We start from the raw sequence: 14724 nt of genomic DNA, 5'->3' as shown, positions 1-14724 counted from the left end.
CTTCGGATCCTGCGCCCCACGGCGTTTCCGAGTGTGCACCCGAACCGAAAGGCATCACGCGTATGACCGCCCCCGCCGACACCGGCCCGAGCACCCGCAGCGTGGTGTTCGGGTTGGCAGCGGTGCTGCTCGTCGCCGCTTGCCTGCGCCCGGCCATCACCGCGATCGGGCCGCTGCTCGAGGACATCGGCGCCGACACCGGGCTCGGCAACACGGCGCTCGGCGTGCTCGGCGCCGTGCCGCTGTTGTGCTTCGCGGCGGTCTCCCCGTGGATTCACCGCCCCGCGATCCGTTACGGGACGCAGCGCATGGTGCTCGTCGCGATGCTGGTCCTGACGGCCGGAATCCTGCTGCGGTCGATTCCCGGCGCGCTGTGGCTGTGGGGCGGCACGATCGCGATCGGTGTGGGAATCGGCATCGGCAACGTGCTGTTGCCGGCAGTCGTCAAACGCGACCATCCCACGCGCATCTCGACGGTGACCGGCGTGTACTCGTCGGTGACGACCGGCGCCGCCGGACTGGGCTCCGGTTTGGCGGTGCCCTTCGTCGCCCTGACAGGCAACTGGCGTGGCGCGCTCGCGTTGTGGGCCGTGGTGTCGCTGGTCGCGGCGGCCGTGTGGGTCGTGCGCGGACGGGTCCTGCCGACACCGCTGCCGGCCGCCCCGGACACGACACCCGGCGTGTCCATGTGGCGTTCCGCCACCGCGTGGCAGGTCACCGCGTTCATGGGTCTGCAGTCCACCACGTTCTATCTGCTGGTGACGTGGCTGCCGTCCATCGAGACCGGTCTGGGTGTCGACCGCGCGGCCGCCGGATGGCACCTGTCGGTCTATCAGGTGGTCGGCATCGTGGCGGGTCTGGGCGCCACCGCTCTGATGGGACGCCGCACCGACCAGAGTCGGCTCACCGCTGTCGCCGGTTCGGCCCTCGTCGTCGCGATGATCGGTGTGCTGTGGGCGCCGCACCTCGTCCTGTTGTGGGTCCTGGTCGCGGGGATGAGCAGTGGCGCGACGTTCATCATCGCGGTGTCGCTGTTCGGTCTCCGCACCCGCACAGTCGCCCAGACCGCGCAACTCTCGGGCATGGCGCAATGCCTCGGCTACCTGCTCGCGGCGTGCGGGCCGGTGCTCGCCGGCGCGATCTTCGACCTCACCGGCACCTGGACCACGGTCCTGCTGCTGGTCGCGGTGTGCGGGGCCGGGCAAGCTGTGGTCGGGGCGTTCGCGGGTCGCGACCGGTATACCCACGACGAGCCCTGAAGGCCCACGATCCGCGAGGACGGCGAACCGGGTGCGGCAATTCTGGGATTCGCCGGGACCGGGTAAGCTGACGGCCGACGTCACCCACCATCGAAGGACACCGAACGCCGACATGGAACTGTTCCTGGACATTCTGCTGATCGTCACGAGCCTGCTGCTCATCCTGCTGGTGCTGCTGCACCGCGGCAAGGGCGGCGGTCTGTCGAGCCTGTTCGGCGGCGGGGTCCAATCCAACCTGTCCGGTTCGTCGGTAGCCGAGAAGAACCTCGACCGGCTCACCGTGTTCACCGGCATCGTGTGGGTCATCGCCATTCTCGGTATCGGATTGCAGATCAAGTTCAGCTGATCGGCAGCGGTCGCATATCGGCCCCGGGGCGCCGATACTGGCCGAATGACGGATACCGTGCCGGTTTCGGCCACCGAACCTCTGCGTGACGACATCCGCCTGCTGGGCGGCATCCTCGGTGATGTCGTTCGCGATCAGGCGGGCGACGAGGTGTTCGAACTCGTCGAAGCAGCGAGGGTCGCGAGTTTCCGGATCCGGCGGTCCGAGATGGACCGCGCCGATCTCGCCGAGCGTTTCGCTGCCGTCGAGACCGCAGATCTGCTGCCGGTCGCCCGTGCGTTCAGTCACTTCGGGCTGCTCGCCAACCTCGCCGAGGACCTTCATCGCGAACGCCGGCGCGCTGTCCATCTCGAGGCCGGTGATCCCCCGCAGGACAGCGCTCTCGCCGCGACCTACGCCAAGCTCGATGCGGTCCCGCTCGATGCGGACGGGGTCGCCGATGCGCTCGCGGACGCACTCGTCGCACCGGTGATCACCGCGCACCCGACCGAAACCCGCCGCCGCACCGTATTCGACGTGCAAACCGCCGTCACCGACCTGATGCGGCGCCGCGACCGCACCGTCGACCCCTACGAGCGGGACAGCATCGACCGTGCCCTGTACCGGCACATCCTCACCCTCTGGCAGACCGCACTGATCCGGCTGGCGAGGCTTCGCATCAGCGACGAAATCGACAACGGCCTGCGCTACTACGATCTGGCGTTCTTCGAGGTCGTGCCCACTCTCAACGCCGAGGTACGCCGTGCGCTCCGGGAGCGGTGGCCCGATGCCGCAGTGCTCACCCGTCCGCTCGTGCGTCCCGGCACGTGGATCGGCGGCGACCGTGACGGAAACCCCAACGTCGACGCCGCGGTCGTCACCACGGCCGCCGACCGCGCGTGCGCGACCTCCCTGCGCCATCACCTGGCCGAACTCGCCGTGCTCGAACAAGAGTTGTCGATGTCGGTGCGCACCACGACCATCACCGCCCGCTTGCAGGAACTCGCCGACATCTCCGGCGACGAGAATCCCGCGCACAGCGACGAGCCGTACCGGCGGGCCGTGCGGGGAATCCGCGGACGCCTCACCGCGACCGGCGCCCGGCTGCTCCCGGACGTCGACCTCCCACACACCGTCGAGCCGTCGCGCGAGCCGTACCGCACCCCCGCGCAACTGCTCGCCGATCTGTCGGTCGTCGACGCGTCGCTGCGCGCCGGCGGGGGAGCGGTCATCGCCGACGATCGTCTCGCCCGACTGCGCGGCGCAGTCGAGGTCTTCGGGTTCCACCTCGCTCCACTGGACCTGCGGCAGAACGCCGACGTCCACGAGCGCGTGGTAGCCGAACTGCTCTCCTGGGCGGGTGTGACAGACCGCTACGCAACGCTGCCGGAGGATGACAAGGTCGCGTTGCTCACCTCCGAACTACGCATCCGGCGGCCCCTGACCACCCCCGACGCGCAGTTGTCGGACGAAACGGCCAAGGAACTCGGCATCTTGCGCGCCGCAGCGAGCGTCGTGCGCCGCATCGGGCCCGCCGCGATCGAGCACTACATCATCAGCATGTGTACCTCGGTCTCGGATCTGCTCGAGGTGGAAGTCCTCCTCAAGGAAGTCGGGTTGCTCGACCTCGACTCCGGATATCCGCGGAGCAGCGTGCAGGTGATTCCGCTGTTCGAAACCATCGAAGATCTGCGCAGCGGCGCGTCGACGCTGACAGCGGCCCTCGCCGTACCGGAATTCCGGAGCCTGGTCGATGCGCACGACGGGCTGCAAGAGGTCATGCTCGGCTACTCCGACTCCAACAAGGACGGCGGATATCTCGCCGCCAACTGGGCGTTGTACCGAGCAGAACTCGACCTCGTCGAGGCGTCCCGCGCCGCGGGTGTTCGCCTGCGTCTGTTCCACGGCCGTGGGGGAACCGTCGGCCGCGGCGGCGGTCCCAGTTACGACGCCATCCTCGCCCAGCCGCCCGGTGCGGTGCGGGGCTCGCTCCGGGTGACCGAACAGGGAGAGGTGATCGCCGCCAAGTACCGCGAACCCGTGCTCGCCCGTCGCAACCTCGAGGCGCTCGTCGCCGCGACTCTGGAATCCACACTGCTCGACGTCGAAGGGCTCGGCGCGGATGCGTCGGCTGCCTACCGGATCTTCGACGAACTCGCGGACCTGGCCCGAAACGCCTACCGGCGTCTGGTTCACGAGACGCCCGGATTCGTCGAGTACTTCACGACCTCGACGCCCGTCGCGGAGATCGGAGCGCTCAACATCGGCAGCCGGCCGGCGTCGCGCAAACCGACCGCGGCCATCGCCGACCTGCGTGCGATCCCGTGGGTGCTCGCGTGGACACAGAGCCGGGTGATGTTGCCGGGCTGGTACGGCACGGGCAGCGCGGTGGCCGAGTGGGTCGGCGACGATCCCGAGAAGCTCGAGTCCTTGCGAACCCTGTATCGGCGCTGGCCGTTCTTCCGCACGGTGCTCTCGAACATGGCGCAGGTGATGGCCAAATCCGATCTCGGAATCGCCGCACGCTACTCGGAGTTGGTCGAGGACACCGATCTGAGGGAACGGGTGTTCGGCCGGATCGTGGAGGAACACGCCCGGACCGTCGACGCCTACCAGCGGATCACGGGCTACGACTCGCTCGTCGCCGACAATCCTGCATTGGAACGGTCACTGCACAACCGATTCCCGTACCTCGAACCGCTCAACCACCTGCAAGTCGAGTTCCTGCGCAGATTCCGGGCGGGCGAGGACACCGAACAGGTTCGCCGGGGAATCCAGCTGACGATGAACGGACTCGCCACCGCGCTCCGGAACAGCGGCTGACCGGCCGCCGAAAGAAAATCTCGCGCGCGTGTCGATTTCGGTAGGGAGAGTTCGTCGTCATGGTGTACGGCGAATCGTCGTACCGAACCACGAGGAGACGATCATGAAGTACATGCTGTTGATCTACACATCGGCGGCCGACGAGAGCACCTGCACGGTCGAGGACTGGCAGGACTACGAAAAGGCGATGCGGGACGCGGGGGTGCTCGTCACCGGCCACGCACTCCAGGACCTCACCACCGCGACCGCCGTACAGGTGGCGGCGGACGGTCGTCGCACGGTCACCGACGGCCCGTATGCGGAGACCCGGGAGGTACTGGGCGGCTACGACGTCGTCGATGTACCGGACCTCGACGTCGCGATCGAGTGGGCGTCCCGGTGTCCGGGCGCCCGGGACGGCGGCACCGTGGTGGTGCGCCCGATCGCCGAGTTCGGCGACTAGCCGTGCCCGATGCGGGTGTCTCGGCCGAAGCGGTGTTCCGCGAGGAGCACGGGCGGCTTCTCGCGGCGCTGGTGCACCGTTTCGGCGATCTGGACCTGGCCGAGGAAGCCGCATCGGACGCCCTCGAGGCGGCACTCGTGCACTGGCCGGTCGGCGGGGTGCCCGATCGGCCGGGCGCGTGGCTGCTCACCACCGCCCGTCGCCGGGCACTCGACCGGGTACGCCGCGACCGCGTCTACACGCAACGTCTGGCCGAACTCGCGATCGACATCGAGCGGCGCGGCTCCTCGGATCCGCGCGGCGACGAATTGCCCGACGAACGACTCGAACTGTTCTTCACGTGTGCCCACCCGGCACTGGCTCCCGACGACCGTGTCGCGCTGATCCTTCGTTGTCTCGGAGGTCTGACCACCGGCGAGGTCGCGCGCGCGTTCCTCGTTCCGCACGCCACGATGGCGCAGCGGATCGTGCGGGCCAAGAACAAGATCCGTGGCGCGCGAATCCCGTTCCGGGTTCCTCGTCCGGACGAACTCGACGAACGGCTGCCGGTGGTTCTCGGTGCCCTGTATTCGATCTTCACCGAAGGGTATGCGGCCAGTAGTGGCACCGATCTGCAACGGCCCGATCTGGCAGACGAATCGCTTCGGCTGGTGCGGATCCTGCACGGGCTCATGCCTTCGCAACGTGAGGTGGCCGGGTTGCTCGCGCTGGAACTGCTCGTCCATGCCCGTCGCCACGCCCGCACCGATTCCGACGGTGAGATCGTGCTCCTCGACGCCCAGGACCGGACCCGGTGGGACACGGCGATGATCGACGAGGGTCGTGCGCTGGTGGTGACCGGGCTGACCGGTGGGCCCCCCGGCCCGTACGCGGTGCAGGCGGCGATCGCCGCGCTGCACGACGAGGCGCCCGACGCCGAGTCCACCGACTGGCGACAGATCGTTGCGCTGTACGGAGTGCTGCTCGCACTCATGCCGTCGCCGCTGGTTGCCGCGAACCGCGCGGTCGCCGTGGCGATGTGCGACGGCCCGGAGTCGGGCCTGGCACTGCTCGACGGCCTGGCCGGCGAACCGGTCCTGCGCGAGCATCACCCGTACCACACGGCCAGGGCCGATCTTCTCGTCCGCCTCGGCCGTGATGCCGAGGCCGAGTCCGCGTTCCGGCAGGCGCTCGACCTCGCCGGCACCGAACCGGAACGTCGCCGAGTGCGTTCCCGACTGGCTTCGCTCGGGGATCGACCGGGGTGAACGTCCCGGGCTGCGTCCGTTGCCGGAGAGTGCCGGGTGCGGCCGTATCGCGGTGGGAAGATGTGAAACAAACGGAGCGTCGCAACCAGAGAGGCCGATGTCGTGTGCGGACGATATGCAAGCACGAGTACCCGGGACGACCTGCTTGCGGCCTACGATGCCGTGACGGCGGTCGGTGAGGAGTTGCCACCGTCCTACAACGTCGCCCCCACCCAGCGGGTCAACGTGGTGCTCGAGCGCGTCCCACGCGACACGCCCGGCGGTGATCCGGTGCGCATGGTGTCGTCCCGGGTCAGTTGGGGTCTGGTGCCGTCGTGGGCGAAGGACCCGAAGATCGGCTCGCGCATGATCAACGCCCGTTCGGAGACGATCACGCAGAAACCGGCGTTCAAGGCTGCTGCGTCCCGGCGGCGATGCATCCTGCCGGCGGACGGCTACTACGAGTGGATGAAGAACGAGGAGGGCAAGAAGATTCCCTTCTTCCTGCACGCCGACGCGCCGATCTCGATGGCCGGGCTCTACGAGTTGTGGCCCGATCCGGAACGGCCCGAGGATGATCCGGATCGCTGGTTGTGGACGTGCACGGTGCTGACGCGCCCGGCCACCGATGCGGCCGGGCATATCCACGACCGCTCACCCGTGGTGCTTCCGGAGACGTTCGTCGACCCGTGGCTGGACGTGGCGCTGACCGACCGTGACGACGTGGAGGCGCTGCTCAACTCGATCCCGGAACCTCATCTCGAGCCGTACGAGGTCGGTACCGCCGTCAACTCGCCCCGGAACAACACGCCGGATCTGCTACGGCCCGTCCATCATTGACCGGCCCGGAGGAGAGGTCTCACCGATATTCGTCGACCAGCGACAAGTAGTCGCTCCACCGAGGCGGCCGGCCTCCGGTCAAGGCGGCGTCCAAGCGATCGAGGTAGTACTGCCAGACCGGACCGATCTCACCGGCTTCCGATCGTGGGACGTGTGAGTGCGTGAAGTCGAGGGTGGTGACGCGGCCTACGGTGTGCAGCGCGACGGCGAGCAACCATCCGTCGACGTCGACGGAGAAACGGGACGGGGGAGTGCATTCGACGATGCGCACGTCGGCGGTGGCCGAATCGTGCTCGTCCACCATCGTCAACCGCACCCGCCCGGTGGAGGGATCTCCGGTGTATGTGCCGTACCAGCGGGACAATTCGCGGGGTTCGGTGAGTGCTGTCCAGATCTCGCTTGCGGGCAACGCGAAACTGCGACGGTAGACCAGTCCGACCAGCGACGCGTCGTCGGGACAGTCGCTTTCCGGCCGTACTTCTCCCATCACCGTGGTCGGCGTGCCCATCGGATTCTCCCTCTCGTAGACCCTCCCAGTGTGGTCCACCGGACCGCCGACGGGTGACCGAACCGGCGCGGCCGGTAGGTCCCGGCCGGTCGCCCCATCTCCCGAATTCCGACCGGTTCGTCCGTACACTCCCATAAGTTGTCTTTGCACCGGCGGAGGGGGGCGGCGTGGCCTGCGAACACGACGGTTCATGGAACCGACGGCAGTTTCTGACCGGCTTGATCGGCGGTGGTGCCGCACTGGCCGCGCTGGGCGTGGTGGGCGCGCCCGCGGCGGGGGCTCAACCCGCGGCCCCGGCACCACCGATCCGGGACACCATCAACGGTGTGCTCTCGTTCGTGGTTCCCGGAAACGACCCCTATTCGCATCATCAGGGGGTGGCGACGGACCGGCCGGGTGGGGTGACTCCGGGCACGGCAGCGTCGCTCGAGCGCACCCTCGACCGAGCGCTCGCGATTCCGCTGTTCGGAGGAGTGGGAGTTCCCCTTCCGGGCGCAGCCGGAGTTGCGGTGCTGCTCAACATCTTTGCTGCCACCGCCGATCCGGGCGCTTCGAACGGGCCGTTCGCGGCGCCGTTCGCCAACCTGGACTTTGCGAAGAAGGCGCTGGTGTTCGAGTGGCTCGACACCGACCCACGCTTCGAGAATTTCATCATCAGGTTCGTGGTCAACGCGCTGCCCACCCTCGCCGCGTTCGCCGCGTTCTCGGAGGTGTCGGCGTTCGATCCGGTCGAACGGAAGACGACCGGCCGTCCCGTCGGCTGGGACCTCAGCAACTACGCCGGGCCGAGCGATGGGTGGGACGAAGTGATCGGGTACTACCGCGGGATCGACAAGGTGGAGGCGTAGATGACCGACGTAATCGTGATCGGGTCGGGCGGGGGCGGCCCCGTGGTCGCGAAGGAACTCGCCGCCCGCGGGCTCGATGTCCTCGTCCTCGAAGCCGGGCCACGCTTCGCCGACCCGGAGAACGAGTGGACGCATTTCGAGGACGACGCCAACAACCCGATCACAGGATTTCTGCGGCAAGGACCCGGTGATCGATCCCGGACGCCGTGGCTGCGCGACGTTCCTCAGCAATCGTATGTGTGGCAGGTCGCCGGCGTCGGGGGCACCACCCTGCACTTCTTCGGTAATTCGCCTCGGGCGGCAGCAGGTGCATTCGCCGGATACGACGGTCCCGACCGGGACATGTACGACACCGCGCATCTGTTCCCGTTCGGTTACGACGAGTTGCGGCGCTACTACGAATGGGTCGAGGCGACACTCCCGGTGCAGACGGCGCCGATGGGCGCCAAGGAGCAGGTGTTCCTCCGTGGCGCCGCCGCCCTCGGCCTGACACACCAGACCACGCTCGACACGACAGGACCGTCGTACCGTGCGCAGCAGAACGCGATCCTGCAGCCCGGCGGAACCGCCGGACGCACCCGCGACCCCGCGCTGCTGCACTACCCCGACGCACGCGGATGCACCATGTGTGGGCACTGCTATCAGGGTTGCTACCTGCCGCTCGGAGCGCCACGAAATCTGAAAGCCAAGCGCTCGACCGATAATTCGTACGTTCCGATGATGCTCACCGCCGACGCGTGGTCGCCCCACGGCCGTGCCGTCACACTCGTCTCCGACGCCGTCGTCACGAAGATCCTCTTCGAGGAGGTCCACGGGGAGACCACCGCGCGTGGGGTGCGGTTCACGACCACCGCCGACGGCGCGGAGCACGAGGCCACGGCTCCCGTCGTCGTTCTCGCCGCAGGATGTGTCGAGTCGCCGCGACTGTGGCTCGGTTCCGGTCTCCCCAACCCGAACGGATGGGTCGGCCGTGGCTTGACCGATCACCACATGGACGGCGTATTCGGGGTCTTCGACGAGTACACGGGCCAGACCAGAGGCCCCGGCTCGAATGCACGCGTCGACCTTCCCGGCTACGGCGGGGTCGAGCAACTCGGTCTGCCACCGGCGCTCATCGCGTACGCACTGAACTTCAGCGATTCCGGGATCCACGGATACGGAAGAGCGGGGGGCGTGGTCGACTCCGCGGGAGCGGACACCATGGGAAGGCTCGTGGGCCGCGATCTGCTGAATACGATGGCCGACACCGACCGGGTGCTCGCGGCACTCGTCATCACCGACGACGACGTCGAACCGGAGAACCGGGTGACGTTGTCGCCGGTGCTGCTTCCGAGCGAAGGCGGGCTCGCGCCGAAAGTGACCATGGCCCACAGAAATCGATCGGCGCGCACGAAGCGCAATCGCGAATACTCGACCCGGAAGGCTGTCGAACTGATGCGCGCGGCGGGCGCCAAGTCGGTGCACCGATGCGACTGGCCGCCGTTGATTCTGCATTCGCAGTCGAGCATGCGGATGGGCCTCGAAGAACACAACTCGGTACTCGACGCCGATGCGGAATCACGTTGGGTCAAGCGCCTGTTCATCACCGACAACTCGGCGCTCGCCAACAGCCTCGGCGGCCCCAACCCCACGCTGACCACGCAGGCTGTCGCCACCCGGACGGCGGAGAAGATCATCGAGAAGTACTTCGGCGGTGAGGTGTGGGTGGGGCGTGAGAATCCGGTCTCGTCGATCGACGACCGGGTCACCGCCGCGGTGATCGAGCGAGGGCTGTAAGGGACAGCGAGACCGAGCTAGGGGAGCGCCGGTTCTTCCTGCGGCGTGGGAACCGCAGGGTCCGGTGGTGCGTCGAACGTGACAAGGGCCGACAACGACGGCGGCCCACCACAGGAGGAGCCCACCCGCATGGATCCACGAACGACGCGATGTGTTCCCGGACGCTCTCGGCTCGCTGCCTCACGCGCGACGCGCGGACCCCGCTCGTCCATAAAGTTTCGTTGCGTCAGGGAGGGCACCGACGACACCGCACCGCAGATCCCGGCCGACGATCCGGACTGCGACAGCGACCCTCGATAACTCGGCGGCGCGGAACCGCCGCCGATCAGGACGTGGGAAGTTTCGCGGCCGCAGCCGGGTCGACGAACCACACGGTGCGCTCACGCCCGTGCGCTCCGGCGGCGGGAATGTCCTCCGGGTCCGCTCCGCCGACCGACGCGGCTACGGCGTCGGCCTTGTTCTCACCGGCGACCAGCAACCACACCTGACGGGCGCGTTGCACAGCGGGCAGCGTCAAGGTCACCCGCGCCGGCGGCGGCTTCGGTGAATCGTCCACTCCGACGACGAATCGCTCCGTTTCGCGCACCGCAGCGGTGTGCGGGAAGAGGGAGTTGATGTGCCCCTCGCCGCCCATGCCGAGCAGGTGCACGTCGAAGTCGGGCACGGACCCGTCTGCGGACTGTGCCGCGAGGAGTCGGGCATAGCGCTCGGCGGACTCCGCCGGCGTGGTGCATCCGTCCTCACCGAGAGCAGGCATGGTGTGGATGCGCGCCTCGTCGATCGGCACGTGGTCGAGCAACGCAGCCCGCGCCTGTACTTCGTTGCGCTCGGGGTCGCCCGGGGGCAGGAACCGCTCGTCGCCGAAGTACACGTTGACGGCCGACCAGTCGATCCCGCCCTGCTCACGCCCGACGTGTTCGAGCACGGCGATGCCCGTTCCGCCGCCGGTGAGCACCACGTGGGCCTGGAGCCGTTCGGTTTGTGCTGCCACCACCGCATCGACGAAAGCCTTTGCCGCGGCGCGTGCGACGGCATCGGAGTCGGCGAAGGTCAATACCTCGGTCGGGGTCTTGGCGGGATCAGACATATTCCACCTTCGGCAGGGCCGACAGCGCGGCCTCGTAGATGACATCGGGGTCGAGCCGGCGCAGTTCTTCGGCGAGGCACTCCGCGGAGTCCCGCCGTGCCAGCGTGATCAAGGACGCAGGTTTGTCGGTTCGTTCGAGCGTCGCGACACGCCCCTCCTGCGGACGGCCGAGCACGATCGTCTGCGTGGTGGTGCGCAGTTCGACGCGCAGGTCGCCGGTCGCGCGCTGCACCGGGCAGTCGATGCGGCTCGCGAGCCATCCCGCGAGAAGGTCGATGGCCGGTTCGGTCTGCAGGCCCGAGACATGGGCTGACACGACCTGCTCGTACGGCGGTTGTTCGAGCGCGGAGACCAGCAGCGCGCGCCAGTAGGTGATCCGGGCCCATGCCAGGTCGGTGTCACCCGGGGTGTATCCGGACAACCGCGAGAACAGATCGGCGCGCGGATCGAGGGCGTTCGTGGTGTCGGTGAGCCGGCGCACCGCCAACCTGCCCACGGGGTCGTGTGCGGGAACCGGCGGCGCCTGGCCGGGCCACCACGCCACGACAGGCGTGTCGGGCAGCAGGAAGGGCACCACGACCGACTCCTGGTGCTCGGCGAGTTCGCCGTGGAGCGCGAGGATCAGCACCTCGGACGCGCCGGCCTCACCACCGACGCGGATCTCCGCGTCGAGGCGCGAGGGGCCTTCGGCCCGCCCCCGCCCGACGACGATGACGCGGCAGGGATGCTCGCGGGCGGCATCGGTGGCGGCCGAAATCGCCGCCTCGATTCCCCGGGCTTCGCCGGCGCACACGACGAGTGTGAGAACCCTGCCCTGAGTGACGATTCCGCCGGTCCTGCGAAGTTCGACCAGCTTCTTGCTGACGTCCACCGCGGAGGTGTTGCGCAATTGCAGTCTCACGGCCGTCTCCATTCCCGGCCGGAGCGGCGCAGCATCTCGTCGGACGACGCCGTGCCCCAGCTTCCCGCCTCGTACGGTTCGGGCCGGCCCTTCGTGGCCCAATGGTCGAGAACCGGATCGAGGATCTTCCAGGACAACTCGACCTCTTCGTCCACGGGGAACAGGGACGGTTCTCCGAGCAGCACGTCGAGCAACAGTCGTTCGTACGCCTCCGGGGAGGACACCGTGAACGCCTGACCGTAACTGAAGTCCATGCTCACGTCGCGCACCTCCATCTCGGAGCCGGGCACCTTCGACCCGAAGCGCATCGTGACACCTTCGTCGGGCTGCACCCGGATCACGAGTGCGTTCTGGCCGAGGTCGGAGGTCATCGTCGTGTCGAACGGCAGGTGGGGCGCACGCTTGAACACGACGGCGATCTCGGTGACCCGGCGGCCCAGCCGTTTTCCGGTCCGCAGGTAGAACGGGACCCCGGCCCACCGCCGGGTGTCCACCTCGAGGGTGATCGCCGCATACGTCTCGGTCGTCGAATCCGCCGCGAAGCCCTTTTCCTCGAGCAGCCCGACGACACGTTCGCCGCCCTGCCAGCCACCGGTGTACTGACCGCGTGCGGTGGTCTCGTCGAGGGGTTCGGCAAGCCGGGTCGCGGACAGCACCTTGATCTTCTCGGCGCGCAGTTCGGACGGCGCGAAGCTGATCGGCTCTTCCATCGCCGTGAACGCCAGCAACTGCAGCAGATGGTTCTGGATGACGTCGCGCGCCGCCCCGATCCCGTCGTAATATCCCGCTCGTCCGCCGAGACCGATGTCCTCGGCCATGGTGATCTGGACATGGTCGACGTAGTGCGCGTTCCAGATCGGATCGAACAACTGGTTCGCGAACCGCAGCGCCAGGATGTTTTGAACCGTCTCCTTGCCGAGATAGTGGTCGATGCGGAACACCGAATCCTCGGAGAACACTTCGCCGACGACCGCGTTGAGTTCACGCGCACTCTCGAGGTTGTGGCCGAACGGTTTCTCGATCACCACCCGGCTCCACGAGTCGTCGTGCGCCGCCGCGAGACCCGAGCGTGCCAGTTGCCCGCACACCACCGGGAACGCGTCGGGCGGAACCGACAGGTAGAAGGCGTGATTTCCGCCGGTACCCCGCTCCTGATCGAGCTTGTGCAGGGTCTCGGCGAGCTCGGCGAACGCCGCGTCGTCGTCGAACGAGCCCTGGACGAAGCGGATGCCTTCGGCGAGCCGCTGCCAGACCTCCTCGCGGAACGGGGTGCGCGAATTGTTGCGCACCGCGTCATGCACCACTTCACCGAACTCGGCGTCGTCCCACTCCCGGCGGGCGAATCCGACAAGAGCGAATCCGGGCGGCAGGAGCCCGCGGTTGGCCAGGTCGTACACCGCCGGCATCAGCTTGCGCCGGGCGAGATCGCCCGTGACGCCGAAGATGACGAGAGCGCACGGACCCGCGATACGGGGTAGCCGGCGATCCCTGCTGTCCCGCAGCGGGTTCACCCACTCCGCCGTCCCGGATTCGCTCACGTTCAGCCCTCCGCGCCGGGTGCGTGGGCGGTGAGCTGCTCCGACGTGGCCGTCAGCAGCTCGTTCCAGGACGCTTCGAACTTCTCGAGACCTTCTTCTTCGAGCTTGCGGAACACGTCCGGAAGGTCGATCCCCGCGGAAGCGAGCGCGTCGAACACCTGCTGCGCTGCGGCGATGTTGCCGGTGACCGTGTCGCCGGTGATCTCCCCGTGGTCGGCGACCGCTTCGAGGGTCTTCTCCGGCATCGTGTTCACGGTGTTCGGAGCAACCAACTCGGTGACGTACATCGTGTCGGAGTACTCCGGGTTCTTCACCCCGGTCGACGCCCACAGGGCACGCTGCGGGAGCGCGCCCGCCTCTGCGAGCTGCTCGAAACGTGCACCGGACTCGAAGGCCTTGCGGTACGAGCCGTACGCCAGCCGGGCGTTCGCGACGCCCGCCTTGCCGCGCAGCGCCAGGGCCGCGTCGGTGCCGATCTCCTCGAGACGCGCATCGATCTCGGTGTCGACCCGGGAGACGAAGAACGATGCCACCGAATGGATCTTCGAGAGATCGTGGCCGGCGGCCTTGGCCGCGGTCAGCCCGTCCAGGTACGACTCGATGACCCGCTCGTATCGCTCGACGGAGAAGATCAGCGTGACGTTCACACTGATGCCCTCGCCGATCACGCGTGCGATCGCCGGCAGCCCGGCCATGGTCGCGGGGATCTTGATGAAGAGGTTGGGGCGATCGACGACGCGCCACAACTCCAGCGCCTGCGCGACGGTCTCGTCGGTGGCGTGAGCGAGGCGCGGATCGACCTCGATCGACACGCGGCCGTCGAGCCCGCCGGTCGCCTCGTACACGGGAGCGAGCACGTCGCACGCCGAGCGGACGTCGTCGGTGGTGACGGCGAGGATGGTTTCCTCGACGTCCGCACCGCCCGCTGCCAGCTCACGAACCTGCGCGTCGTACGCGTGTCCCTTGGACAACGCCGCCTGGAAGATCGACGGATTGGTGGTGACACCGACGACACTCCGGGTGGCGATCAGTTCGGCGAGATTGCCGGACTCGATCCGCTCACGCGACAGGTCGTCCAGCCACACCGAAACGCCCTGGGCGGAGAGGGCGGCGAGTACCTCGTTCTGCGCGGTGGTCTGCGAAGTCATCCG

General features: G+C 68.1%; 13 protein-coding genes. 8 read left to right on the top strand and 5 right to left on the bottom strand.

Annotation, left to right across the window (positions count from 1 at the left end; all coding sequences use genetic code 11):
• Positions 1–62 precede the first annotated feature (62 nt).
• The 6 genes from HF886_RS09335 (at position 63) to HF886_RS09310 (ending at position 6915) form a co-directional block, all read left to right on the top strand.
• A complete protein-coding gene (locus HF886_RS09335; protein WP_169621863.1) occupies positions 63–1259 on the top strand; it encodes an MFS transporter in 1197 nt (398 codons plus the stop codon).
• A gap of 112 nt (positions 1260–1371) precedes the next feature.
• Positions 1372–1605 (top strand): preprotein translocase subunit SecG, encoded by a 234-nt coding sequence (secG, locus tag HF886_RS09330; RefSeq protein WP_072698320.1) that lies wholly within the window; start codon positions 1372–1374, stop codon positions 1603–1605.
• A gap of 45 nt (positions 1606–1650) precedes the next feature.
• Positions 1651–4407: a phosphoenolpyruvate carboxylase gene (gene ppc, locus HF886_RS09325; RefSeq protein WP_169652141.1), complete on the top strand. Its 2757-nt coding sequence runs from the start codon at positions 1651–1653 to the stop codon at positions 4405–4407.
• Between the two features lie 103 nt (positions 4408–4510).
• Positions 4511–4849 (top strand): YciI family protein, encoded by a 339-nt coding sequence (locus HF886_RS09320; protein ID WP_169621866.1) that lies wholly within the window; start codon positions 4511–4513, stop codon positions 4847–4849.
• A gap of 2 nt (positions 4850–4851) precedes the next feature.
• Entirely contained in the window at positions 4852–6096 is a 1245-nt protein-coding gene (locus HF886_RS09315; protein WP_169621868.1) for a DUF6596 domain-containing protein, read from the top strand.
• 102 nt (positions 6097–6198) lie between these two features.
• A complete protein-coding gene (locus HF886_RS09310; protein WP_169621870.1) occupies positions 6199–6915 on the top strand; it encodes an SOS response-associated peptidase in 717 nt (238 codons plus the stop codon).
• A 19-nt stretch (positions 6916–6934) separates the two neighbouring features.
• Here HF886_RS09310 and HF886_RS09305 read toward each other — a convergent pair whose 3' ends face one another.
• Positions 6935–7423, bottom strand: a complete 489-nt coding sequence (locus HF886_RS09305; protein ID WP_169621871.1) for an SRPBCC domain-containing protein — start codon at positions 7421–7423, stop codon at positions 6935–6937.
• Between the two features lie 167 nt (positions 7424–7590).
• Between HF886_RS09305 and HF886_RS09300 the strand changes: the two genes are divergently transcribed.
• Both HF886_RS09300 and HF886_RS09295 read left to right on the top strand, forming a co-directional pair.
• The gene (locus tag HF886_RS09300) at positions 7591–8271 is read left to right on the top strand and encodes a hypothetical protein (RefSeq protein ID WP_169621873.1); all 681 of its coding nucleotides are present in this window, start codon (positions 7591–7593) and stop codon (positions 8269–8271) included.
• Positions 8272–10047: a GMC family oxidoreductase N-terminal domain-containing protein gene (locus HF886_RS09295; RefSeq protein ID WP_169621874.1), complete on the top strand. Its 1776-nt coding sequence runs from the start codon at positions 8272–8274 to the stop codon at positions 10045–10047. It begins immediately after the preceding gene.
• Between the two features lie 325 nt (positions 10048–10372).
• Here the strand turns inward: HF886_RS09295 and pgl are convergent, their stop codons facing one another.
• Genes pgl through tal form a run of 4 tightly spaced genes read right to left on the bottom strand, consistent with a single transcriptional unit; the run spans position 10373 to position 14721 of the window.
• Positions 10373–11134, bottom strand: coding sequence for a 6-phosphogluconolactonase (gene pgl, locus HF886_RS09290; protein ID WP_169652140.1), 762 nt, complete (start codon positions 11132–11134; stop codon positions 10373–10375).
• Positions 11127–12035: a glucose-6-phosphate dehydrogenase assembly protein OpcA gene (gene opcA / locus HF886_RS09285; protein WP_346765167.1), complete on the bottom strand. Its 909-nt coding sequence runs from the start codon at positions 12033–12035 to the stop codon at positions 11127–11129. The genes pgl and opcA overlap by 8 nt, the downstream gene beginning before the upstream one ends.
• Positions 12032–13573 (bottom strand): glucose-6-phosphate dehydrogenase, encoded by a 1542-nt coding sequence (gene zwf, locus HF886_RS09280; protein WP_169621877.1) that lies wholly within the window; start codon positions 13571–13573, stop codon positions 12032–12034. Before zwf ends, opcA begins: the two co-directional genes overlap by 4 nt.
• Positions 13574–13575: 2 nt before the next feature.
• Entirely contained in the window at positions 13576–14721 is a 1146-nt protein-coding gene (gene tal / locus HF886_RS09275) for a transaldolase (protein ID WP_169621878.1), read from the bottom strand.
• Positions 14722–14724: the final 3 nt, after the last annotated feature.

It is taken from the genome of Rhodococcus sp. 105337, from assembly GCF_012844225.1.
Lineage (GTDB): Bacteria > Actinomycetota > Actinomycetes > Mycobacteriales > Mycobacteriaceae > Rhodococcus.
This window is presented reverse-complemented; position numbering and strand designations above follow the sequence as displayed.